The 23045-nt window shown below is 63.8% G+C and carries 20 protein-coding genes; 16 read left to right on the top strand and 4 right to left on the bottom strand.

From position 1 onward, the window contains the following. The first annotated feature begins 103 nt into the window (after window positions 1-103). The 5 genes from E8Q41_RS03570 to E8Q41_RS03550 all read left to right on the top strand — a co-directional run bounded on the left by E8Q41_RS03570 (window position 104) and on the right by E8Q41_RS03550 (window position 6761). Window positions 104-3952 (top strand): glycoside hydrolase/phage tail family protein, encoded by a 3849-nt coding sequence (locus tag E8Q41_RS03570; protein ID WP_137154130.1) that lies wholly within the window; start codon window positions 104-106, stop codon window positions 3950-3952. 25 nt (window positions 3953-3977) lie between these two features. Beyond that, the gene (locus tag E8Q41_RS03565) at window positions 3978-4184 is read left to right on the top strand and encodes a hypothetical protein (RefSeq protein ID WP_137154129.1); all 207 of its coding nucleotides are present in this window, start codon (window positions 3978-3980) and stop codon (window positions 4182-4184) included. A 101-nt stretch (window positions 4185-4285) separates the two neighbouring features. Continuing rightward, entirely contained in the window at window positions 4286-4624 is a 339-nt protein-coding gene (locus E8Q41_RS03560; RefSeq protein ID WP_137154128.1) for a hypothetical protein, read from the top strand. Between the two features lie 30 nt (window positions 4625-4654). Continuing rightward, entirely contained in the window at window positions 4655-5323 is a 669-nt protein-coding gene (locus E8Q41_RS03555) for a response regulator transcription factor (protein WP_137154127.1), read from the top strand. Beyond that, window positions 5316-6761 carry a HAMP domain-containing sensor histidine kinase gene (locus E8Q41_RS03550; protein ID WP_137154126.1) on the top strand — a complete coding sequence of 482 codons (1446 nt, stop codon included), beginning with the start codon at window positions 5316-5318 and terminating at the stop codon, window positions 6759-6761. The genes E8Q41_RS03555 and E8Q41_RS03550 overlap by 8 nt, the downstream gene beginning before the upstream one ends. A 36-nt stretch (window positions 6762-6797) precedes the next feature. On the opposite strand, the gene E8Q41_RS03545 is transcribed toward E8Q41_RS03550, so the two are convergent. Further along, complete coding sequence (locus tag E8Q41_RS03545; RefSeq protein WP_137154125.1) at window positions 6798-7175, bottom strand: hypothetical protein; 378 nt, start codon at window positions 7173-7175, stop codon at window positions 6798-6800. Window positions 7176-7568: 393 nt separating this feature from the next. On the opposite strand from E8Q41_RS03545, the gene E8Q41_RS03540 reads away from it, so the two are divergent. The 11 genes from E8Q41_RS03540 (at window position 7569) to E8Q41_RS03490 (ending at window position 20004) form a co-directional block, all read left to right on the top strand. Then, on the top strand, window positions 7569-8054 hold the full coding sequence (locus E8Q41_RS03540) for a hypothetical protein (protein WP_137154124.1): 486 nt from the start codon (window positions 7569-7571) through the stop codon (window positions 8052-8054). Window positions 8055-8151: 97 nt separating this feature from the next. Further along, complete coding sequence (gene ccmI, locus E8Q41_RS03535) at window positions 8152-9282, top strand: c-type cytochrome biogenesis protein CcmI (RefSeq protein WP_137154123.1); 1131 nt, start codon at window positions 8152-8154, stop codon at window positions 9280-9282. Next, window positions 9279-9734: a cytochrome c maturation protein CcmE gene (gene ccmE, locus E8Q41_RS03530; RefSeq protein WP_137154122.1), complete on the top strand. Its 456-nt coding sequence runs from the start codon at window positions 9279-9281 to the stop codon at window positions 9732-9734. Before ccmI ends, ccmE begins: the two co-directional genes overlap by 4 nt. Beyond that, window positions 9731-11743 carry a heme lyase CcmF/NrfE family subunit gene (locus E8Q41_RS03525; RefSeq protein WP_137154121.1) on the top strand — a complete coding sequence of 671 codons (2013 nt, stop codon included), beginning with the start codon at window positions 9731-9733 and terminating at the stop codon, window positions 11741-11743. Before ccmE ends, E8Q41_RS03525 begins: the two co-directional genes overlap by 4 nt. After that, window positions 11740-12198, top strand: a complete 459-nt coding sequence (locus E8Q41_RS03520; RefSeq protein ID WP_137154120.1) for a cytochrome c-type biogenesis protein — start codon at window positions 11740-11742, stop codon at window positions 12196-12198. The genes E8Q41_RS03525 and E8Q41_RS03520 overlap by 4 nt, the downstream gene beginning before the upstream one ends. A gap of 129 nt (window positions 12199-12327) precedes the next feature. After that, entirely contained in the window at window positions 12328-13920 is a 1593-nt protein-coding gene (locus tag E8Q41_RS03515; RefSeq protein ID WP_137154119.1) for a Do family serine endopeptidase, read from the top strand. 28 nt (window positions 13921-13948) lie between these two features. Next, window positions 13949-14668, top strand: coding sequence for a response regulator transcription factor (locus E8Q41_RS03510; protein WP_281405292.1), 720 nt, complete (start codon window positions 13949-13951; stop codon window positions 14666-14668). Then, the gene (locus E8Q41_RS03505) at window positions 14668-16077 is read left to right on the top strand and encodes an ATP-binding protein (RefSeq protein ID WP_137154118.1); all 1410 of its coding nucleotides are present in this window, start codon (window positions 14668-14670) and stop codon (window positions 16075-16077) included. Before E8Q41_RS03510 ends, E8Q41_RS03505 begins: the two co-directional genes overlap by 1 nt. A 51-nt stretch (window positions 16078-16128) precedes the next feature. Continuing rightward, the gene (locus E8Q41_RS03500) at window positions 16129-16395 is read left to right on the top strand and encodes a hypothetical protein (RefSeq protein ID WP_137154117.1); all 267 of its coding nucleotides are present in this window, start codon (window positions 16129-16131) and stop codon (window positions 16393-16395) included. After that, a complete protein-coding gene (locus tag E8Q41_RS03495; protein WP_137154116.1) occupies window positions 16374-17033 on the top strand; it encodes a nucleotidyl transferase AbiEii/AbiGii toxin family protein in 660 nt (219 codons plus the stop codon). Before E8Q41_RS03500 ends, E8Q41_RS03495 begins: the two co-directional genes overlap by 22 nt. A 19-nt stretch (window positions 17034-17052) precedes the next feature. Then, window positions 17053-20004, top strand: coding sequence for a bifunctional [glutamine synthetase] adenylyltransferase/[glutamine synthetase]-adenylyl-L-tyrosine phosphorylase (locus E8Q41_RS03490; protein WP_137154115.1), 2952 nt, complete (start codon window positions 17053-17055; stop codon window positions 20002-20004). On the opposite strand, the gene E8Q41_RS03485 is transcribed toward E8Q41_RS03490, so the two are convergent. The 3 genes from E8Q41_RS03485 to E8Q41_RS03475 all read right to left on the bottom strand — a co-directional run bounded on the left by E8Q41_RS03485 (window position 20005) and on the right by E8Q41_RS03475 (window position 22948). Further along, window positions 20005-20433 carry a hypothetical protein gene (locus tag E8Q41_RS03485; RefSeq protein WP_137154114.1) on the bottom strand — a complete coding sequence of 143 codons (429 nt, stop codon included), beginning with the start codon at window positions 20431-20433 and terminating at the stop codon, window positions 20005-20007. After that, window positions 20430-20684 carry a hypothetical protein gene (locus E8Q41_RS03480; RefSeq protein ID WP_137154113.1) on the bottom strand — a complete coding sequence of 85 codons (255 nt, stop codon included), beginning with the start codon at window positions 20682-20684 and terminating at the stop codon, window positions 20430-20432. Before E8Q41_RS03480 ends, E8Q41_RS03485 begins: the two co-directional genes overlap by 4 nt. Before the next feature lie 92 nt (window positions 20685-20776). After that, complete coding sequence (locus E8Q41_RS03475; protein ID WP_246660061.1) at window positions 20777-22948, bottom strand: PAS domain-containing sensor histidine kinase; 2172 nt, start codon at window positions 22946-22948, stop codon at window positions 20777-20779. Window positions 22949-23045: the final 97 nt, after the last annotated feature.

Here is a 23045-nt window from a genome sequence, read left to right as displayed (position 1 = left end):
TCGATCTCCCTTGGGGCTAAGGTGAATGGCTTTTCCTTTCGTTGCAACCCATGCGCGCTGCGCGACTTGGTTGCTTTCTGAAATCTCATTACAGGACAATCTCATGGCGACATTGGTGTTGCAGGCCGCCGGCGCTGCGCTGGGCGGGGTGTTCGGGCCTGTTGGCGCGATGATCGGGCGGGCGGCGGGGGCGCTTGCCGGCAATGTCATCGATCGCAGCCTGATTTCGGGGTTGACGATGATCGAGGGCAGCCGGCTCGCCAATGCGCGGATCGCCGGCGCGGAAGAGGGGACGGCGATCCCGCGCGTCTATGGGACGATACGGATCGGCGGCACGCTGATCTGGGCGACGCGGTTCGAGGAGGAGGTCAGCAAGGAGCGGTCGGGATCTAAGGCGACGGGGCCGCGGGTGGAGACCTATCGCTATTTCGCCAACTTTGCCGTCGGTCTCGCCGAAGGTCCGGTCGCCTGCATTCGCCGGATCTGGGCCGACGGGATGGAGATCGACCAGACGGATTACGAGATCCGTTTCTATGAGGGGACGGAGAGCCAGGGCCCCGATCCGCTGATCGAGGCCAAGCAGGGCGCGGGCAATGCGCCGGCCTTTCGGGGGCTCGCCTATGTGGTGTTCGAGCGCATGCCGCTCGACGCTTTCGGCAATCGCATTCCGGTGCTGCAATTCGAGGTCCTCCGGGTGATCGATCCGCTCGAAAGCCGGATCAAGGCGGTGACGATCATTCCCGGCGCCACCGAGCATGGTTATGCGACGGAGGTCGCCACCGAAAGGACCGGCGAGGACAGGGGGCGGAAGATCAACCGCAACCAGTTGCGGCGTGCGACCGACTGGGAGGCGTCGCTGGATGAACTGACGGCGCTGTGCCCCCATCTCGAGCGGGTGGCGCTTGTGGCGTCGTGGTTCGGGACCGATCTCAGGGCTGGACATTGCCGGGTGCTGCCAGGGGTGGAGACGCGGGCGAGGGACGAGGAAAGCCCCACTTGGCGGGTGTGCGGCCATGACCGCAGTTCGGCGCATCTGATCTCGTCGGGAGCTGGCGGGCCGGCCTATGGCGGCACGCCCAATGATCAGAGCGTGATCCAGGCGATCCGCGATCTCAAAGCGCGCGGGCTCGGCGTCTATCTCTATCCCTTCCTGATGATGGACATTCCTTCGGGCAACGGCCTGCCGGATCCCTATGGCTGGGGCGAGCAGGCGGCGTTTCCCTGGCGCGGGCGCATCACCTGCCATCCCGCAGCCGGCCAGCCCGGCAGCGCCGACAGGACGGCTGAAGGCGCCATGCAGGCGCTGGCCTTCATGGGCGGGGCGCAAGCGGCGGATTTCGACGTCGACGACGAAAGCGTGAGTTATGAAGGGACTGACGAAGGTTACAGGCGGCTGGTGCTGCATTATGCGCTGTTGGCTCAGGCGGCGGGCGGCGTCGACGGCTTCATCATCGGCTCGGAACTCAGGGGGCTGACGCAGATCCGCAATGCTGCGGGCGACTATCCCTTCGTGGCGGCGCTGGTGGAACTGGCGGAGGATGTCAGGACCATTCTCGGACCCGAAACGAAGCTGACCTATGGGGCCGATTGGAGCGAGTATTTCGGTCATCAGCCGCAGGATGGATCGGGCGATCGGCTCTTTCATCTCGATCCGCTCTGGGCCTCGCCCGCCATCAACGCCGTCGGCATCGACAATTACATGCCGCTGTCGGATTTTCAGGATCTAGATTTCACCAGCGCCCATCCGATCGCCGCCCGCATCGCCGACGACGAGGCGGCGATGCGGGCGGCGATCGCCAGCGGCGAGGGTTTTGACTGGTACTATGCCTCAAGCGCTGACAGGGCGGCGCGCATCCGCAGTCCGATCAGCGACGGGCTGGCGGGCAAGCCGTGGGTCTATCGTTACAAGGACATCGAGAATTGGTGGGCGAACCGCCATTACGACCGCCTCGGCGGAGCGGAGCGCGCGACGCCGACCGGCTGGACGGCGCGGATGAAGCCGATCTGGTTCACCGAACTCGGCTGCCCGGCGATCGATCGCGGCGGCAACCAGCCGAATGTCTTCGTCGATCCGAAATCGTCGGAATCCGAGACGCCGTATTTTTCGAGCGGCGCGCGTTCGGACGAGACGCAGCGGCGGTTTCTGAACGCGCATCTCGCTTACTGGAACGGCAGTGCGGCGCCGGCGGGCATGGTCGATCCGGGCCATGTGTTCCTCTGGACCTGGGACGCGCGCGCCGCGCCGGCTTTTCCCGAGGATCTCGACATTTTCGCCGACGGCGCCAACTGGCAGACCGGGCATTGGCTGAATGGACGGTTGGGGGCGGGCACGCTCGCCACGGTGATCGCGGCGATCGCCGAGGATTGCGGCGTCGGCGAGGTCGACCTGTCCGCCGTGTCAGGCAATTTGCAGGGCTATGTGATGGGCCAGCAGAGCTCGGCCCGGGCGCTGATCGAACCTTTGCTGACCGCCTACAGGCTGGACGCGACGGAACGGGCGGGCAAGATCGTGTTCCGCTCGCGCGATCTCGTCTCGGCTCCGGCCGCAACGCTCGACGTGCTGGCGGAGATCGAGGAGGAAACGCTATGGTCGGAAACGCTCGGGCAGGACGGCGATTACGCCTCCGAGGCGCTGATCTCCTATCAAAGCGAGGACAATGAACACGAGCCGGCGAGCGTGCGGTCGCGGCGGGTTGAACCGGCGCATCAGCGAGCTTTGAGCGTTTCGCTGGCCGGGACGCTGGACGAACAGGCGGCGCAAAGCGCGGCGGATGCAATGCTCAGGGATCACCGGCTGGGACGGCGGCAGATCAGCTTCTGCCTGCCGCCGCTCGCGCTTGAACATCAGCCCGGCGACGTGGTGGAACTGGCCGATGGTCCGGAAGGACGGTTTCTGATTACCCGGATCGAGGACGGCGATGTCCGGCGTGTGACGGCGCGCGAGGCGGGATCGGGCGGCGTAGGCATAGCGACGGCCGCCAAGGCCGGGCGCAGGGCGCGCGGCGGGGCGGCCAATGCCGTTTATCAACCGCTTGTTGTCTTGATGGACCTGCCGCGGCTGGGCGATGGCGATGAACAGGATTTCGCGCTGGCCGCAGTGGCGGCGTCGCCCTGGCGGCGGACGCGGCTGTCGGTGTCCTCCGGTCTCGACAGTTACGACGGACGATCGACGCTCTCCCGGCGGGCGAGCTTGGGGAGACTGACCTCGCCGCTTGCGGCAGGACCGACGGCGCTGATCGACAGGGCGAATACGGTGACGGTGCGGATGACCTCCGGCGCGCCCGAAAGCGTGTCGAGCCTGTCGCTGCTGAACGGGGCAAATCGGGCGGCGATCGCGACCGGGAATGGCGGCTGGGAGGTGATCGCCTTCCAGAGCGCCGAAGAGATTGAGGCGGATGTCTGGCGCCTCGCGGGCCTGTTGCGCGGTCTCTGCGGAACCGAGGACGCGATGGCGGCCGGCGCGGAGTCGGGAGCCCGCGTCGTGCTTCTCGACAGCGCAGTGGAGGCATTGGGGCTTAAGCGCTCGGAGGCGGGGTTGACGCTGAACTGGATCGCGGAGGCTGCGGGGTCTGCGGGCGGCAGAGTGGGCCCGATCGCCTTTTCCGGCGGCGAGCGGGCGGCGACGCCGCTTGCCCCTGTACATCTGCGCGGATGGCGCGAGGCGGGGGGCGATATCCGCTTGTCCTGGATCCGGCGCGGGCGCATCGACGCCGATGGCTGGGAGGGCGACGACATTCCGCTCGACGAGGACCGCGAGGCCTATCGGGTCGACATTTTCAAGGACGGGCAGGTCGTCCGCAGCCTGCATGTGACCGCGCCCGAAGCGAGTTATGCGGCCGCCGATGAACTCGAGGATTTCGGCGCGGCGCAGAACGCGCTGACCACCCGCGTCCGGCAGAAGGGCGCGCGCGTAGCGCTCGGCCTTCCTGCTGTCGCTACTCTTCACCTCTGACTTCGAAACCGGAAAGGAAAGTCTGATGAACGACACCAAAGCCTGGCATCAATCCAAGACCATCTGGGGGGCGCTGGTGGCGATCCTCGCCAGCGTCCTGCAGGCGGCCGGCGCGCCGCTCGAACCCGGCATGGAGCGCGATCTGGTCGAGGCGCTGACGACGCTTGCCGGCGCGGCGGGCGGATTGCTGGCGATCTATGGCCGGTTGAGCGCCGAACGGCGGGTGTCCTGAACAGGCCCGATCGAAGCTGAAGGCCACATTCATTCGCCATTCATTGTTGCTGCTCTAGAAAGAGGACAAGTCAAACGCCTCATACGGAACCTCAACATCCCATGGCCGCTTTCCTGCCCTCCCTTCTGGCCGCGAGCCTCATGCTCGGCCCCACCGGCAACCTGCCGGCGCCGGTCGAGCAGTATACGCCCGCGCAGATGCTCTATCTTGAGGACGGCCCGGTGTTTGCGGATGAATATGCGCCGCCGCCGCGCCGGATGCGCGCCAACAATCGCGCCGCCTGCGCCGGCGCGGTCAATCAGGCGATGGCCATGACCGGCGGCGAATTGCTGTCGGTCAAGGCCAACCGCAATCAGGGCGTCTGCGTGGTGACCATGCTGGTGATCAAGCAGAACGGACGGCCGAAGAAAGTCCGCTTGCGCATTCCCATGGATTATTGATACGCAGGCCGGGCTATCCGAGGAGTTCCGATGCGCATACTCGTCGTCGAAGATGACCAGAATCTCAACCGCCAGCTTGCCGACACGCTGAAGGAAGCCGGCTATGTGGTGGACCAGGCCTATGACGGCGAAGAGGGCCATTATCTCGGCGAAAACGAACCCTATGACGCGGTGATCCTCGATATCGGCCTGCCCGAAATGGACGGCATCACCGTGCTCGAGAAATGGCGCGCGGCCGGACGCAAGATGCCGGTTTTGTTGCTCACGGCGCGCGACCGCTGGAGCGACAAGGTGGCGGGCATCGACGCGGGCGCCGACGACTATGTCGCCAAACCCTTTCACATGGAAGAAGTGCAGGCGCGTCTGCGTGCGCTGATCCGCCGCGCGGCGGGGCATGCGAGCTCGGAACTGAGCTGCGGGCCGGTGAAGCTCGACACCAAGAGCAGCCGCGTGACGGTGAATGGAAGCGCGCTGAAGCTGACCTCGCACGAATTCCGGCTTCTGTCCTATCTGATGCACCATATGGGTCAGGTCGTGTCGCGCACCGAGCTGGTCGAGCACATGTACGACCAGGATTTCGACCGCGATTCCAACACGATCGAAGTGTTCGTCGGCCGCCTTCGCAAGAAGATGGGCATCGACATCATCGAGACCGTGCGCGGCCTCGGCTATCGCATCCAGCCCAATACCAATGGATAGGCTGCGCTCGCTCACCGGCCGCGTCCTGATCTACACGACCGTATGGTCGGCGATCGGGGTTGTGATCATGGGCTTTGTCATCTCCACGCTCTACGAACGCAGCGCCGAGAAGAATTTGCATGATCTTCTGCGCGCGCAGCTCTATTCGGCGATCAATTCGGTGTCGATCGATCCCGACACGCATAGGCTGACCGGATCGCCGCAGATGAGCGAACTCGGTTTCCAGCAATTGGGATCGGGTTGGTACTGGGCGGTGCTGCCGCTCGGGGATTACCAGACCGAACCCCTGACCTCGCCGAGCTTCGAGGGCGTGACCGTGCCGACAGCGACGAACCAGGCCGCACCCTTCAACCACCGCTTCGAGCGCTATTACGCCGCCACGGACAGCGCCGGGAATCCTGTGCGGGTGGCCGAAGCCGAGATCAGTCTCGACGAGGGCGCGCCGGAGGATGTCGACACCAACGCCACGGAACTGCCCGAAGCCGTCTATCGCACGGTGCGCTTCCGGATGATCGGCAATCACCGCACGGTGGAGAACGATGTCGCCGCCTTCAACCGTAATCTCTATCTGTCGCTCGGCCTGTTCAGCATCGGTTCGCTCGCGCTCAACGCGCTGGTGATCCTGATCGGGCTGAAGCCGCTTGATCGCGTGCGGCGCTCGCTCGCCCGCATCCGCAATGGCGAGGCTGAACGGCTTGACGACGACCTGCCGCGCGAAATCCAGCCGCTGGCCGTCGAGGTCAATGCGCTGATCGAGAGCAACAAGCGGGTGATGGAGCGGGCGCGCATGCAGGTGGGCAATCTCGCCCATTCCTTGAAGACGCCGATCGCCGTGCTGCTAAACGACGCCGACCAGATGGCCTCGCCGCACAATGCGCTGGTCAAGAGCCAGGCCGAGATCATGCGCGCGCAGGTGCAATCCTATCTCAACCGCGCGCGCATCGCCGCCCAGCGCGAGAGCATCCTGGCCCGCACCGAGGTGGAGCCTGTGCTGGAGCGCCTGCTGCGCGTGATGCGCAAGCTCAATGACGGTAAGGATTTTACGCTCTCGATATCAGGCCGCGGGCTGAAGCTCGCCATGGAGGCGCAGGATCTCGAGGAAACCATCGGCAATCTGCTCGAAAACGCTGGCCGCTTCGCCGTCTCGACGGTGGCTGTCACCGTATCCCCCGCGCCGGCGGGCGTGATCGGCAAGGACCCCGCCCGCAAGAACTGGGTGATGGTGGTGGTGGAGGACGATGGCCCGGGGCTCGAACCCGACCAGATCAAGGAAGCGATGAAGCGCGGCCGCAGGCTCGACGAGAGCAAGCCGGGCACCGGGCTTGGCCTGTCGATCGTCTCGGAAATCGTCTCGGAATATCAAGGCGTGTTCACGCTGTCGCGCGCCGAGGCCGGCGGGCTGAGAGCGGAGTTGATTTTGCCGTCGATCGGGGGGTGATGGCGGCGGGGCGATCTGGACCCGCCGACAGTTGCGTCACAGACCCCAGTCTTCGGCCTTTTCGGCATAGTCCTCGGCCAGCCGGTCGAGCCGGTTCAGAAGCTGCTCCTGGCTGGGCAGGTGATCGAGGCGGTTCTCGACATGGCGCAGCTCCGTTCGAAGATCCTTGAGCTCGATTCGGTCCAGCGTGGTCATGCCGTCGTTCTCGACATCGAGCTTGATGTCGAGGATCAACTTATCGAGATAGGCGGCTCGCTCGGAGAGTTCTTCGACCCGGTCGAGCTTCAGCTCCAGCGTGTCCATCTTCACATCGAGCGCCGCCAGGTAGTTCTTGTGAAACTGTGTGTCGCCGCCTGTGCTGGCGTCTGCGGCGCCGAGCTTGGCGGTTTTGTCGGTGTTGGTTTGCTTCGACATATATGATCTCCCTGAATAAACACGTCTCGCCCTGCGCCGAGCGAGTCATCGGCTTGAAGATGAGGCTAAGGTGAAGGCCTGAGAAAAAAGCTGCAAAAATACGCCGTGAACAACTTTAAATTTTAGTCATATGCGGAGTGTCGGGGGCAATCTTCCAATTGTCTCGGGAGCGGCGGGGCGTGAAGAAGATCGTGACGACATCATCGCGGACATTGCGCGGGGATTGCTGGCGGGAAACGCGGGCCTGCCTGCATGCGAGCCCCTGCGCCGGCCGGAACCCGTGGCCGAGACCGGCGATTAACCCATCATTTCCATCAAAACGAATATATTTCTCCGTTCATCCGTGCCATATTGCGGCCATCTCCGCGCCGCAGGACTGCCCGCCAATCCGTGATGACAAGAATGAATTTCGTGACCGCATTTTGTATGACCGCCCGTCTTTCCGTTTTCGCGCTCGTCGCGCTGTCCGCCGCATCCTGCGCCACGACGTCGGGGTCCAGCCGGCTCGACAAGACCGGCGAGGATGTGTCGGAGGCGACCGGTTATGAATTGTCCGACAAGCCCGAGCCGCCGGCCTTCTATCTGCAGGCACTGCGCGGCGGGCTCGTGGCGCGGATGCCGGGCGTGAAACTGTCGGACGCCGACAAGGCGCGGGCGCTCGAGGCCGAATACAAGGCGCTGGAAGCGGCGCCGAATGGCCAGGCGGTGGTCTGGAGCGGCAATGGCCTCAAGGGCGAAGTGACGGCGGCGGCGCCCTATCAGGTCGGCTCGCAGAATTGCCGGCAATATTCCCATGTGCTGGCCGCCAAAAGCGGCGCGGTGACCGCGCGCGGCGCGGCCTGCCGCATGGGCAATGGAGCCTGGACGCCTCTCACGTGAAATTGACCTGGGGATTGCGGCCAATCGTCTCCGGAACGCGAATTCCTTGATCTGGCGCATTTTCACGCCGCGCGGCTTTCGCTAGTTGATATCCATCATGTTTTGGATCGTTTCGCTTCCCATCGCGGTCATCGCCGCACTCATCGTCGCCGCCCCGCTGATGCGGCGGCCGGCGTCCGCTTTGCCGGCGTCCGCCAATGACGCCGAAGTCTATCGCGACCAACTCGCCGAGATCGACCGCGACCAGGCCGCCGGTCTGATCGAGAACGACCAGGCCAAGCAGGCGCGCACGGAAATCGCCCGCCGGCTGATCGCCGCCAGCGAAAAGACGGACAATGGCGGCGCGGGGCTGTCGCGCGGCGCGGCGCTCGGCGTCATCCTGTTTCTCTGTCTGTTCCTGCCGGCGGCGGCAGGGCTTCTCTATCTGCGCACCGGCAATCCCGAATTTCCGGACCTGCCGCTCGCCATGCGCCTCAACGAGGCCGATCCCGACATCAATGTGCTGATCGCCAAGACCGAGGCGCATCTCGCCGCCAATCCCACCGACGGCCGCGGCTGGGCGCTGATCGCGCCGATCTATATGCGGCGCATGCGCGCGGACGAGGCGATCAACGCCTATCGCAACGCCATCCGCTATCAAGGCGGCAGCGCCGAGCTCTATGGCGCGCTGGGCGAGGCGATTGCGGCGCAGAATCAGGGCATGGTGACCAAGGACGCCGGTGCGGCCTTCACTGAAGCCCTGAAGCTTGACCCCAGTGACGCGCGCGCACGCTTCTATCTGGCGCTGGCCGAGGGACAATTGGGTGACAAGGCCAAGGCGATCGCCGATCTCGAAGCGCTCGCCGCCTCGGCGCCGAAGGACGCGCCCTGGCAGGAGATCGTCGCCGCTCAGATCGCACGGTTCCAGGCTGAGACGTCTAATCCGGCCGCGCCCGGCAATCCTTCCGCGGCGGATGTCGAGGCTGCGGCAGGGCTGAACGACGCCGACCGCATGCAGATGATCCGCACCATGGTGGAATCGCTCGATGCGCGTCTGACCGACGAGCCCGCCAATTTCGAAGGCTGGCAGCGGCTGATCCGCTCCTACATGGTGCTGGGCGACCCTGAAAAGGCGGGCGAGGCGCTGAAGCGCGGCCTTGCGGCTTTCCCCGCCGACACGGACAATGGCAAGGCGCTGATAGCGCTGGCGCGCGAGATGGGCGCGCCGACGGAGGGAGCGACCCCATGACCCGCAAACAGAAAAGACTGGCCCTGATCGGCGGCGGCGTGAGCTTTCTGATCGCCGCTGTTCTCTTGGTGATGTTCGCTTTCAGCCAGTCGGTGGCCTATTTCTACGTGCCCTCCGATCTCGCCAAGGCGGATCTGAAGCCCGACACGCGCATCCGGCTGGGAGGCCTGGTCGAAGTCGGCTCCTGGAAGCGTGGGCAGGGCATGCACGAGAATTTCGTGGTGACCGACACGATCGGCAAAGTGTCGGTCGCCTATACCGGCATTCTGCCGGATCTGTTCCGCGAGGGGCAGGGCGTCGTCGCCGAGGGCCGGATCACCAGCATGACGCCTCCGACTTTCGTGGCCGACACCGTGCTCGCCAAGCATGACGAGACCTATATGCCCAAGGATGTCGCCGACCGGCTGAAAGCCAAGGGCGTGACCATGAGCGGCAAGGAAAAGATCCAATGATCGTCGAACTCGGCCATTTCCTGCTGGCATGCGCTCTTGCGGCGGCGCTTCTGCAATCGACCCTGCCGGTGATCGGCGCCTTTCGCAACGAGGCGCGGCTGATGGATGTGGGCACGACCGGGGCGCTGGCGAGTTTTACGCTGATCGGGCTCTCCTATCTCGCGCTGACCTGGGCTTATGTGACGTCGGATTTCTCGGTCATCAATGTCTGGGAGAATTCGCATTCGCTGATGCCGATGGTCTACAAGATCTCCGGCGTCTGGGGCAATCACGAGGGATCGATGATGCTCTGGCTGTTGATCCTCGCCTTCTTCTCGGCGCTGGTGGCGGGGTTCGGCGGCAATCTGCCCAAGAGCCTGAAGGCCAATGCGCTGGCCGTGCAGGGCTGGATCACGGTCGCCTTCCTGCTGTTCATCCTGCTCACCTCCAATCCCTTCCTGCGCACGTTCGGCATCGCCGAACTGACGCCGCCGCCGGCGGAGGGCAGGGACCTCAATCCGGTGCTGCAGGATTTCGGCCTCGCCATCCATCCGCCGCTGCTCTATCTCGGCTATGTCGGCTTCTCAGTCTGTTTCTCTTTCGCCGTGGCCGCCTTGATCGAAGGGCGGATCGACGCCGCCTGGGCGCGCTGGGTCAGGCCCTGGACGCTGCTCGCCTGGACCTTCCTGACCGCCGGCATCGCCATGGGCTCCTACTGGGCCTATTACGAACTCGGCTGGGGCGGCTGGTGGTTCTGGGACCCGGTCGAAAACGCCTCCTTCATGCCCTGGCTCGCCGGCACTGCGCTTTTGCATTCGGCGCTGGTGATGGAAAAGCGCGATGCGCTGAAGATCTGGACCGTGCTGCTGGCGATCATGACATTCTCGCTGTCGCTACTGGGCACCTTCCTGGTTCGCTCGGGCGTGCTCACCTCCGTGCATGCCTTCGCCAGCGACCCGTCGCGCGGCGTGTTCATTCTCGTCATTCTCTCGATCTTCATTGGCGGCGCCTTTGCGCTGTTTGCGCTCCGGGCCGCGCAACTTGCGCCCGGGGGTCTGTTCCAGCCGGTGTCGCGCGAGGGGTCGCTGGTGCTCAACAATGTCATCCTCGTTGTGGCGACGGGGGCGATCCTGACCGGCACGCTCTATCCGCTGCTGCTCGAATCGCTGACCGGCGAGAAGATTTCGGTCGGAGCGCCCTTCTTCAACATCGCCTTCAGCTGGCTGATGGCGCCGCTATTTGTCGTTCTGCCGTTCGGGCCGCTGCTGGCCTGGAAGCGCGGCGACCTCAGGGCGGCGAGCCGCAGGCTGGGTCTCGCCTTCGTCCTGTCGCTCTGTCTCGGGGTTGCCGTCTGGGTGGCGCGCGGCGATGGACCGATGCTGGCGGCGCTCGGGCTGATCGCCGGTTTCTGGCTGGTGACCGGCGCGCTCGTTGATCTTTGGCAGCGCGCAGGTTTCGCCAAAGCGGGGATCGCAAACGGCTTCCGGCGGCTTGCCGGTCTGCCGCGCTCGGCTTTCGGCACGATGCTGGCGCATCTCGGCCTCGGCGTGTCGGTGCTCGGCGTGGTGCTGACCACCGCCTGGTCGACCGAACATATTCTCGAAATGAAGCCGGGCGACACGACGCAAAACGGCGTCTATACGGTCCGCTTCGACGACGAGCGCGCGGGCAGGGGACCGAACTACACCGAGGACGCCGCACATTTCTCGGTGTTGCGCGATGGCGTCGTCGTAGCGGAAACCAACAGCGCCAAGCGCATCTACACCGCCCGCCAGATGCCGACCACGGAAGCCGGCATCATCACCTTCGGCGCGTCGCAGCTCTACATCTCGATCGGTGACAAGAACCCCGAAGGCGAGCATGTGGTGCGGATCTGGTGGAAGCCCTGGATCCTGTTCATCTGGGGAGGCGCGGTGGTCATGATGATCGGCGGCTTTGTGTCGCTGTCGGATCGGCGCCTCCGCGTCGGCGCGCCGTCGAAACGGGCGCGGACAGTCCCGGCGCCGAGCGCGCTGGAGGCGGCGGAATGAGAAGGCTATTTGCTCTTGTGCTGCTGTTGATCTCGGCGGCGCCGGCCTTCGCGGTCAATCCCGACGAGGTGCTGAAGGACCCGGCGCTCGAGGCGCGGGCGCGGGCCCTGTCGGCGCAATTACGCTGCATGGTCTGCCAGAATCAGTCGATCGACGATTCCAATGCCGATCTCGCCAAGGATCTCAGATTGCTGGTGCGTGAACGCCTGACGGCGGGGGACAGCGACGATGAGGTGATCGAGTATCTGGTGTCGCGCTATGGCGAATTCGTGCTGTTGAAGCCGCGGCTGTCCGAGCATACGATTCTGCTCTGGGGCATGCCGGCCGCGCTGGCTGCGATCGGGGCGGGCGTGGTGCTGATGCAATTGCGCCGCAAGCGAATTTCTTCGGCGACACAGGACCTTAGCGAAGAGGAACAGCGCAAGCTGGAGGCGCTTCTCAAGGACGAGACGTAAATTCTTTCCACATTACCAAAATTTCACCCGCTGGAAAGAATGCAGCAAGGTCGACAAAGCTAGATCTATTCCCATCTTAAGGATCTGAACTGGAGCAGACGCTCCGCCTGACGATGAAGGACTAGCACCATGAACGGAAAGACCGCCCCCCGCTTTTCGCTGACTTCTCTCCTCAAGGCCGGCACGATCGCCGGCATGGCGACAGCCGTGCTCGTGACCGGCGCGCCGATGGCGTTCAACACGGCTCACGCCGAGGCGGTGAAACTGACGGCGCCGCCGCAGGTGCCGAGCTTCGCCGACGTCGTCTCCGCCGTGACCCCGGCCGTGGTGTCGGTGCGTGTCGAAAGCCGCGCCCAGCCGGCCTCCGACGACGCCTCCAACGGCTTCAACTTCAATTTCGGCCCGAATTTCGGCGGCCAGAACTTCGACGATCTTCCGGATGACCATCCGCTGAAGCGCTTCTTCAAGGAGTTCGGCGGCGGCGACCAGTTCAGTCAGCGCGGCGACCAGGAGCGCGACTACTGGAAGAATCATGGCAAGCGGGGCGACAAGCCGCGTCTGCGTCCAACCTCGCAGGGTTCGGGTTTCTTCATCACCGAGGACGGCTATCTAGTCACCAACAATCACGTCGTCGACGGCGGCAGCGCCTTCACCGTGGTGATGAATGACGGTTCCGAACTCAGCGCCAAGCTGGTGGGCCGCGACCCGCGCACCGATCTCGCTGTGCTGAAGGTCGACGCCAAGCGCAAGTTCACCTATGTGCAGTTCGCCGATGACAGCAAGACCCGCGTGGGCGACTGGGTGGTGGCTGTCGGCAATCCCTTCGGCCTTGGCGGCACCGTGACCGCGGGCATTGTCTCGGCCCGCGGCCGCGACATCGGCTCCGGCCCCTATGACGATTATCTGCAGGTCGACGCGGCGGTGAACCGCGGCAATTCCGGCGGCCCGACCTTCAACCTGCAGGGCGAAGTGGTCGGCATCAACACCGCGATCTTCTCGCCCTCGGGCGGCAATGTCGGCATCGCCTTCGCCATTCCGGCCTCGGTCGCCAAGGATGTGGTCGGCAAGCTGATGAAGGGCGGCGAAATCCAGCGCGGCTGGCTGGGCGTCAAGATCGAGCCCGTGACCCAGGATGTCGCCGACTCGCTCGGCCTGTCGGAAGCCGCCGGCGCGCTGGTCAACGAGCCGACGGGCGATTCTCCCGGCGCCAAGGCCGGCATCAAGGTGGGCGACGTGATCACCGCCGTCGATGGCGAACCGGTCAAGGGCCCGAAGGAACTGGCGCGCAAGATCGGCTCGCTCGATCCCGGCAAGGTGGTGGACGTTTCCGTCTGGCGCGATGGCAAGCTGGTGAGCGTCAAGGTGACGCTGGGCACTCTGCCGACCGATCCGAAGATGGCCTCGACCGAACCGCAGCAGGAGCAGGGTTCCGACGAGCAGGCGGCCCCGGCTGAATTGACGCTCGACCAGCTCGGCCTGATCGTCGCTCCCACCGACGACGGCAAGGGTGTGGCGATCACCTCGGTCAACCCCGACTCCGACGCCGCCGACAAGGGTGTGAAGGAAGGCCAGAAGATCACCTCGGTGAACAACCAGGAGATCAAGTCGCCGGCCGACATCAAGAAGATCGTCGAAGACGCCAAGAAGGACGGCCGCAAGAAGGTTCTGTTCCAGATCCAGGACCAGACGGGCAACCGCTTCGTCGCCCTGCCGATCGGCTGACCTCCGATCCGAACCGCGAAAGCCCCTGATGGGGCTTTCGCTTTATGCGCTCTCGCCTTATTTTCCCGCCATGAAAATTCTCATCATCGAAGACGATCTCGACGCGGCGAGCTATCTCGTCAAAGCGTTCCGTGAAGCGGGACACACGATCGACCACGCCAGCGACGGCGAGGCGGGTCTCTTCATGGCCGCCGAGAACGGCTACGACGTGCTGATCGTCGACCGCATGCTGCCGCGCCGCGATGGGCTGTCGGTGATATCGGAATTGCGCCGCCGCAACATCAACACGCCGGCGCTGATCCTTTCGGCGTTGGGACAGGTCGATGACCGGGTGACGGGCCTGCGCGCCGGCGGCGACGACTACCTGCCCAAACCCTATTCCTTCACCGAACTGCTGGCGCGCGTGGAAGTGCTGGGCCGCCGCAGGGCTCTGCCCGAGCAGGACATGATCTACCGGGTCGGCGATCTCGAACTCGACCGGCTCTCGCATGAGGTGCGCCGCGCTGGCAAGGAGATCGTGCTGCAGCCGCGCGAATACCGCCTGCTCGAATATCTGATGAAAAATGCCGGCCAGGTGGTGACGCGCACCATGCTGCTTGAAAACGTCTGGGACTATCATTTCGATCCGCAGACCAATGTGATCGACGTGCATGTGTCGCGGCTGCGCGGCAAGATCGAGAAGGATTTCGAAAAGCCGCTTCTCAAGACCATTCGCGGCGCGGGCTATATGATCAAGGACGAGGCGTGATGGCTGCGCTCGCGCGCTTGAGGCTGCTCTATCGCCACACCGCCGTCCGCCTCTCCGCCATCTATCTGTTGCTGTTCTCCGCCTGCGCGGCGGTGCTGGTGTTTTATGTCACCTCGATCTCCGACGGCCAGTTGCAATCGCGGATGAAGGAATCGATTTCCGAAGAGGTCAACCAGCTCGAAGATGTCTACACCGAGGGCGGCGTCGCCTCGCTATTGCGCGTGCTGGAGCGCCGCTCGCACCAGCCGGGGGCCAATCTCTATGTGATCGCCGGGCCGAGCGGCGAAATCCTGGCCGGCAATGTCGCGGGTCTTCAGGCGGGCGTGCTCAATGAAGAGGGGTGGACGGACAAGCCCTTTCTCTACAATCGTTTCGGCGAGACGGCCAAGAAGGACCGGCATCAGGCTATCGCCCACGTGATCCGCTTCGAAAACGGTCTGCGCGTGCTGGTGGGCCGCGATGTCGGCGAACCGGAAAACGCCCGTCTTCTGGTGCGCAAGGCGCTGATGCTGGCGCTGGGTGTGATGGGCGTCGGCGCGCTGGTGATCTGGTTTGCGATCGGCCGCAATGCATTGAAGCGGATCGACCGGACTTCGCTCGCCGCCCAGAAGATCATGGCGGGCGATCTCTCCCAGCGCCTGCCGGAAACCGGCTCGGGCGACGAATTCGATCGGCTGGCCGGATCGCTGAACGTGATGCTGGCGCGCATGGAGCGGTTGAACGAGGGGCTCAGGCAGGTGTCTGACAACATCGCCCACGACCTCAAGACGCCATTGACGCGGCTGCGCAACAAGGCCGAAAGCGCCCTTGCAAAGGCAGAGGACGCTGATGACTACCGTTTGGCGCTCGAAGAGGTGATTGGCGACACCGACCAGTTGATCCGCACCTTCAACGCGCTGCTGATGATTTCCCGGGTCGAGGCGGGATCTGCGGCCGCCGAGATGTCGGTGGTCAATCTGTCAGAGGTCGCGGAAGAGTTCGGCGAACTCTATGAGCCGGTGGCGGAAGATGCCGGCTTCATTCTCAGGCGTGACGTCGCACCGGGCGTGGTTGTGCGCGGAAATCGCGAACTGATCGGCCAGGCGATCTCCAATCTGATCGACAACGCCATGAAATATGGCGACAATCCCGACGCGCCCGAGATCACGCTGTCTGTCGCGTCCAGCGCCGACGGCGTGCGGGTGACGGTAGCCGATCGCGGCCAGGGCGTTCCTGAGGACAAATTTGGCGATGTGGTCAAACGCTTCTTCCGTCTCGACGAAAGCCGCTCGAAGCCCGGGACGGGGCTCGGCCTGGCGTTGACGGTGGCGGTGATGGAGCTGCATGGCGGCCGGGTGGAACTGGCCCCGACCAAAGTCGGCGCGGAGCTTCCGGGTTTGTCGGTGACCATGGTGTTTCCGGTGGGTTGACGCAACCGAAGGCGCATGAGACTCTTCGATGATAGCTCGGAGGATATGTCTATGGCGAGTGTCGAACCGCTGATTTTAGCCACCGTGAACGCCTCCTATAGCCGCAAGCTCAGCGGGGAACAGGTTGCTTCTCTGATTCTCGATCTAGAGCGCATGAAGGCCATGCCGGGACACGCCGCCTCCTTTCTTTATGAGGTCGATCCCGACCTACAGCGGCAATTTGCCGGGGAGCACGGCATCTCCGATGAGCGCCTTGCTCGGGTTGCGGCAGACTTCGACAATTGGACGGGCAGGACATGGCTGGGCCGGGCGGCTTGAGCGGCGGTTGGCAAGACCTGTTTCTGAAGGCAAATGATATTCTCGGTCGCGCCGGCTTCCAAGATCGGTGGTCGTTCGGCGGCGGAACGGCCTTGATGTTGCAGATCGGCCATCGAGAAAGTCATGACATCGATGTTTTTCTCCCCGATCCCCAGCTTTTAGCCTATTTGGATCCCGGTAAGGGCAATATCGGCCTGGTCCAGGGCCTGGCCGCATATCACGGCGATGGTGTTCGATTTCTCAAACTATCGTTCGGCGCCGCTGGCGAGATTGATTTCATTGCTTGTCCCGATCTCACCTCGACACCCAATCGCAAGCTTGAAGTCCTCGGTCTATCCACGCGGGTGGAGACGATTGGAGAGATCCTGGCGAAGAAGGTTTACTTTCGAGGAGCCTCGCTTCTGCCGCGCGACATGTTCGATATAGCAGCGGCTTGGCGAGCCGACAGGCGCCAGGTGCTTTTGGCGCTCCGATCATTTCCAGACGAGGTCCGCCGCGCCGAACGCGCCGTGCTTGCCGCCAGCCCCGAATTTCTCCATGGCGTCATCGCCGATCTCGCCGTAAAACCTGCCTTCGAGGATATGCGTCCCGCAGCCGTCTACCTCTGTCTGGAGGCATTGCGGGCGGCGACGGATTAGAGAATGCCTGGGAGGACGGATGACGGAGAAGAGTGGCGGCGCGGTCGGGCGGCGCATTATTGATCTCATGGCCAATCCCATCCTGCCGCTGTCGCAACAGGCGGTGAAATCGGCGCTGGCTGATCTCAAGGATTGGGCGAAGGAAGAGCCTGAGATCGCGGCGCTTCTGTCGGGCGACAGTGCGGCGCGGGATTTCGTTATCGCCGCCATGACGCTGTCGCCCTTTCTGCGCGACACCGCCCGCATCAAGCCCAGCCTTCTGGCCGAAGCCTTGACGGCCGATCCGCCCCGGGAGATCGAGACGTTGATCGCCGGGACGCGTGAGCTCTGGCGCGCGCGGACGGAGGCCGAGTTGATGACGGCGCTTAGGCAGGCGAAACGGCGGGCCGCCTTTCTGATCGCGCTCGCCGATCTCGCCGGCGTGATGACAGCGGCGGAGACGACGCGCAGCCTAAGCCTGTTCGCCGGTGCGGCGACGGCGGCGGCGATCGATCATCTGCTGCTTTCGGGCATGGAGGCTGGCAAACTCAGACTTATCGATCCCGAGGAGCCTACGCGCGGTTCGGGACTGATCGTGCTCGGCATGGGCAAGCTGGGCGGCTTCGAGCTCAATTATTCCTCCGACATCGACATCGTAGTGTTCTATGAGCCGGAGGCAGGCATTCTCGTCGATCCCGACGAGGGGACGGAGACCTTTGCCCGGCTGCTGAGACGGCTGATCCGCATTCTGCAGGACCGCACCGGCGATGGTTATGTCTTCCGCACAGATCTCCGGCTCCGGCCAGATCCCGGCTCGACGCCGCTCGCCATACCGGTGGAGGCGGCGATCCTCTATTACGAGGGCAGGGGACAGAATTGGGAGCGGGCGGCCTATATCAAGGCGCGGCCTGTTGCCGGCGATCTCCAGGCTGGCGAGCGGTTCCTCAAGGAATTGACGCCCTTCGTGTTCCGCAAATATCTGGATTATGCGGCGATTGCCGATATTCACTCCATCAAGCGGCAGATCCATGTCCACAAGGGCCATGGCGAGATCGCGGTGAAAGGGCACAATGTCAAGCTGGGCCGCGGCGGCATCCGCGAAATCGAATTCTTCGCCCAGACCCAGCAATTGATCGCCGGGGGGCGCATTCCCGAATTGCGCGTCAAGAGCACCGAACAGGCTTTGAAGGCGCTGGAAGCCAACAGGTGGATCGACGAAACGACATGCGCGGAACTGATCGAAGCCTATTGGTTCCTGCGCGGCGTCGAGCATCGCGTGCAGATGGTGCATGACGAGCAGACCCATAATCTGCCGACGACAGAGGCGGAGTTGAAACGGATCGCCTTCATGCTCGGCTTTGCCGATACGGCCGCCTTCTCCGCCGCGCTGACCAAGCGGCTGAAGACGGTGGAAAGACGCTACGCCCGGCTGTTCGAACAGGAAAGCAAACTATCTGGCGAAACCGGCAATCTCGTCTTTACGGGCCAGAAGGACGACCCCGATACGCTGAAGACGCTGGCCCAACTCGGCTTCAAACGGCCCGAAGACATATCCCGCGCCATTCGCGGCTGGCATTACGGTCGCTACAGGGCCACGCAATCGGTGGAGGCGCGCGAGCGGCTGACCGAATTGACGCCCGATATCCTGACCGTGTTCGGCCAGACGCGGCGGGCGGATGAAGCGCTGTTCGATTTCGACCGGTTCATCGCCGGTCTACCCTCCGGCATCCAGGTCTTTTCGCTGCTGTCTTCCAATCCTTCGCTGCTGTCGCTGATCGCCACCATCATGTCGGCGGCGCCGCGGCTGGCGCGGATCATTTCCGCCAAGCCGCATGTGTTCGACGGCATGCTCGATCCGACGCTGATTTCGGAACTGCCGACGCGGGAATATCTCGAACGACGTTTGACGGCGTTCCTGTCGGGCGCGGTGCATTTCGAGGATGTGCTCGACCGTCTCCGCATCTTCGCTTTCGAGCAAAAATTCCTGATCGGCGTACGGCTGCTGACCGATGCGATCGGCGCGGATGCCGCGGCTTCGGCCTTCACCGATCTCGCCGATCTGGTGATCGGAGAGGCGATGGCGGCTGTCAGGCGGGAACTCGAGGCGGCGCATGGCAAGTTGCCCGGCGGTGAAGTGGTGGTGCTCGGCATGGGCAAGCTCGGCAGCCGCGAAATGACCGCCGGCTCCGATGTCGATATCATCCTGCTTTACGACCATGACGATGATGCGATGTCCGACGGGCCGAAGCCGCTCGATGCGAACCGCTATTTCACCCGCATGACGCAGCGCCTGATCGCAGCGCTCTCGGCCCCGACAGCGGAGGGCGTGCTCTACGAGGTGGACATGCGTCTGAGACCCTCCGGCAACAAGGGGCCGGTGGCGACGCGGCTGCGCGCCTTCGAGAAATATCAACTCGAAGAAGCCTGGACCTGGGAGCACATGGCGCTGACACGGGCGCGGGTGGTGAGCGGCGATGCGGATCTATCCGCCAAGGCGACCGCGATCATCGACCGCGTGCTGGCGCGGCCCGGCGACAGACACAAGATTGCCGCCGATGTCGCCGAGATGCGGGCGATGATCGACAAGGAAAAGCCGCCGCGGGATGTCTGGGACGTCAAGCTGATCGCCGGCGGTCTGGTCGACATCGAGTTTCTCGCGCAATATTTCGCATTGATCGCGCCTTTGAGCGGGCTCGGCGGCGTCGAACGCGATCCGGGCACGGAGGCGACGCTCGCCCGTCTCGGGCCGTCCTTCCTCGAGCCCGCCGATCTCGACGCGGTGATCCAGGCGCTCCGGCTCTATTCGGCGTTTGCGCAGATGGCTCGGCTCTGCGTCGAGGGGGATTTCATCATTGCGGATGCGCCGGAAGGGCTCAAGGACCTGATCTGCCAGATCGCCGAAGCGCCGGATATCCGCGTGCTGGAAGCCGAGATCCGGCGCATGTCGGCGCAAGTGCGCAAGATCTTCAAGGCGACGGTGAAGGCAGGGTGATCACCTGCGGTTGATGCGGGCGATGCGACGCGCTTCGGCCAGTCGGACGAGGCGATCACGGATCTGCTCGTAAAACTCTTTGGGGATCATGCCGTAATCATATCGCTCCGGAATATCAGGGCGAGGACGCAGAGCCTCGCTTGGCCAATCGAATGAATTGATCTCGTCCAAGCGTATCCAATTGGTCTGTTGATCAAGGCCAATCGATGCGCAGAGCGCCTCCGGGATCTCCAGGGATAGGTCTTCCTGGCCTAAATCGGGTGGCGAATGGGTTATGGGGACAACGGAGGCGCGCCCTGTCCGGGAGACGTAGATGACGATCGCGCGGGGACGATCCTTGACGCCTTCCGTCAGGCCGCTTCGTGCTTCTTCCAGCCAGAGGTAATTGTATCGGATCACGAGGCCCTGAACTGGAGCCGGCGCCTTCACTCGGATACTTCGCCGTATTTGGCGTTCTTGATGGCGTCGAGAAGTTCGTCATCGATATCTTCGACGGCCACGACCTCGCGCTCTTTGAGCTTGAGACGGCGGTAATGTTCGAGTTCCTTGGGACTGAGATAGCCGCCGACAACACGATCGTGCGACGTCACTTCGATCACGCCGACGGCGTGGACCTCTTCCCGATAACGCGCGAAGCTGCGAGAAAACTGGGTTGCTGAGACCTGCAGAGGGCGTAACATTGAACTTCTCCTATAGGAGAAAAAATACGTAAATTGTGTATTTTGTCAATGGGAGAGCAGAGGCCAAGTCGTAGCAACCTCCGCCTTTTGTCTCAAATCCTCACGACGATGATCGTGCCCTTGCCCTCTTCGGAATGGATCTTCATCTCGCCGCCGTGAAGCTGGGTGAGCGAGCGGGAGATGGCGAGGCCGAGGCCGGAGCCGCCCTGACTCTTGGCGTATTGGCTCTGCACCTGCTCAAAGGGTTGGCCGATCTTGTGCATGGCGGATTTCGGGATGCCGATGCCGGTGTCGGCGATGGTCATGCAGATACAGTCGCTGAGCTTGCGGGCGCGGACGATGATCTTGCCCTCGGGATTGGTGAACTTCACCGCATTGGAGAGCAGATTGAGCAGGATCTGCTTCATGGCGCGTTTGTCGGCCATCAGGCGCAGATCGCCGTCGATATGCTGCTCGACGGTGATGTGCTTCTGGGCTGCTGCGATGTTGATGAAGCGCAGGCTCTCCTCGATCAGCACGCCGAGATCGGTGGGCTCGGGATTGATCTTGAGATGGCCGGCCTCGATCTTGGACATGTCGAGAATGTCGCTGATGACCTGCAGGAGATGCTTGCCGCTTTCGTGGATGTCTCCGGCATATTCGTAATACTTCTCCGAGCCGAGCGGGCCGAACATCTGGTTCTGCAGGATTTCCGAGAAGCCGAGGATGGCGTTGAGCGGCGTGCGCAGTTCGTGCGACATATTGGCGAGGAATTCCGACTTGGCGCGGTTGGCGGCCTCGGCGCGCTCCTTCTCCGCCTGATAGTTGGAGTTGGCGACCGACAGTTCGGCCTTTTGCCGTTCGAGCTTCAGGCGGGAGGCGGAGAGATCGCCGATCGTCGCCATCAGCCGGCGTTCGCTGTCGCGCAACCGCTCCTGGTGGCGCTTGAGGAGCGTGATGTCGGTGCCGACGGAAACGAGGCCGCCGTCATGGGTGCGGCGCTCATTGATCTGTAGCCAGCGGCCATCGGCGAGCTGTACTTCCATCGTCTGCGACATGACCTGGCCGGGATCGGGATCGGCGAGACGGCGCTCGATGACGGGGCGCGACGCGGCCGAGAGGACCACATGGCGCTCGGCGCCGGGCACCAGCACATGATCGGGAAGGCCATAGGCCTGCTGGTAATGCGAATTGCACATCACCAACCGGTCATTCTTGTCCCAGAGCACGAAGGCTTCGGAGGTGGACTCGATGGCGTCGGCCAGACGCTGATCGGCCTCGGCATAGCGCTGGGCGAGTTTGTGCTGCTCGGTGACATCCATGGCGATGCCGATGAGATGGGCGCGGCGCGAGGTGGAGCGGATGATCTGGGCGCGGGCGCGCAGCCAGACATAATGGCCCGACGCGTGGCGGACGCGAAACACCTGGTCGACCTGACGCAGTTCGCCGAGGGCGATGCCGCGCGCCAGCGAATAGATGGACTTGTCGTCCGGATGCATGAGGCGGGCGACTTCGCCAAAGGACATCACCGTATCCCGCGAGGCAACGCCGAGCATTTCGAACATCGACCGGGACCAGAACAGCCGCCCGTCCTGCATGTCGAGATCCCAGAGACCGCAGCGGCCGCGGGACAGCGCCGTCTCCACCCGCATGTTGGATTCGACGAAGATCTCGTCGGCGTCGCGGGCGCGTTTGGCCTGATTGTAATAGGCGTAGAGGATGACGAGGATGATCGCGGCGATGCCGGTGAACAGCGTGGCGTTGAGCGAGATCTCCTCGCGCCAGAGCGCGTCGACGCCGTCGGTGGGCAGAAAGACCATGACCGAGCCGAGATCGGCGCCGATGCGGGCGACGGCGGCGTAGTAGGGCCTGCCCTGCAAGATGAGCCGCTGATCGGCCGCCGTGACCGGATTGGCGTAGACGCTCGGGGCCAGCGTCTGGATATAGCGGCCCGCCTGGCGGGTCTCCGAGCCGACGCTTGCGACGATGAAGCCGCTGCTATCGGCGGCATAGACCTGCAGGCCGGAATTCAGAAGCGACACAGGCAGGTCGGCGCGGGCCAAGGCTTCGGCCCGCATGGTCTCGTTTTTCGTAATGACTTCGGCATTGCCGGCCAGCCGCGCTGCAATCGTATTGGCGGAAAGCTGGGCCTGAAGTTTGTGGGCGTCTTCGAGACGCTCCACCTCCGCATAAATGCCAAAGGCGCGGGATGCCGCGACGACGAGCAGAAAAGCGGTAATCAGGATCGGAACGGATCGCTTGAGATGCGGCTCGGCCCGGGACATGTCCCGTCCTCGAAGCCAGCCTCGCATGAGTGTCCGCACCTGCCGCTCGAAGCCCGAAAGGGCCGCAAAGCCGGGACGAACGGAGTCATCGGTCACG

Origin of the sequence: Rhizobium sp. FKL33, from assembly GCF_005222915.1 — a bacterium.
GTDB lineage: Bacteria > Pseudomonadota > Alphaproteobacteria > Rhizobiales > Rhizobiaceae > Rhizobium_E.
Note: the sequence above shows the minus strand (reverse complement) of the source record. Positions and strands in the feature narration are given on the sequence as shown.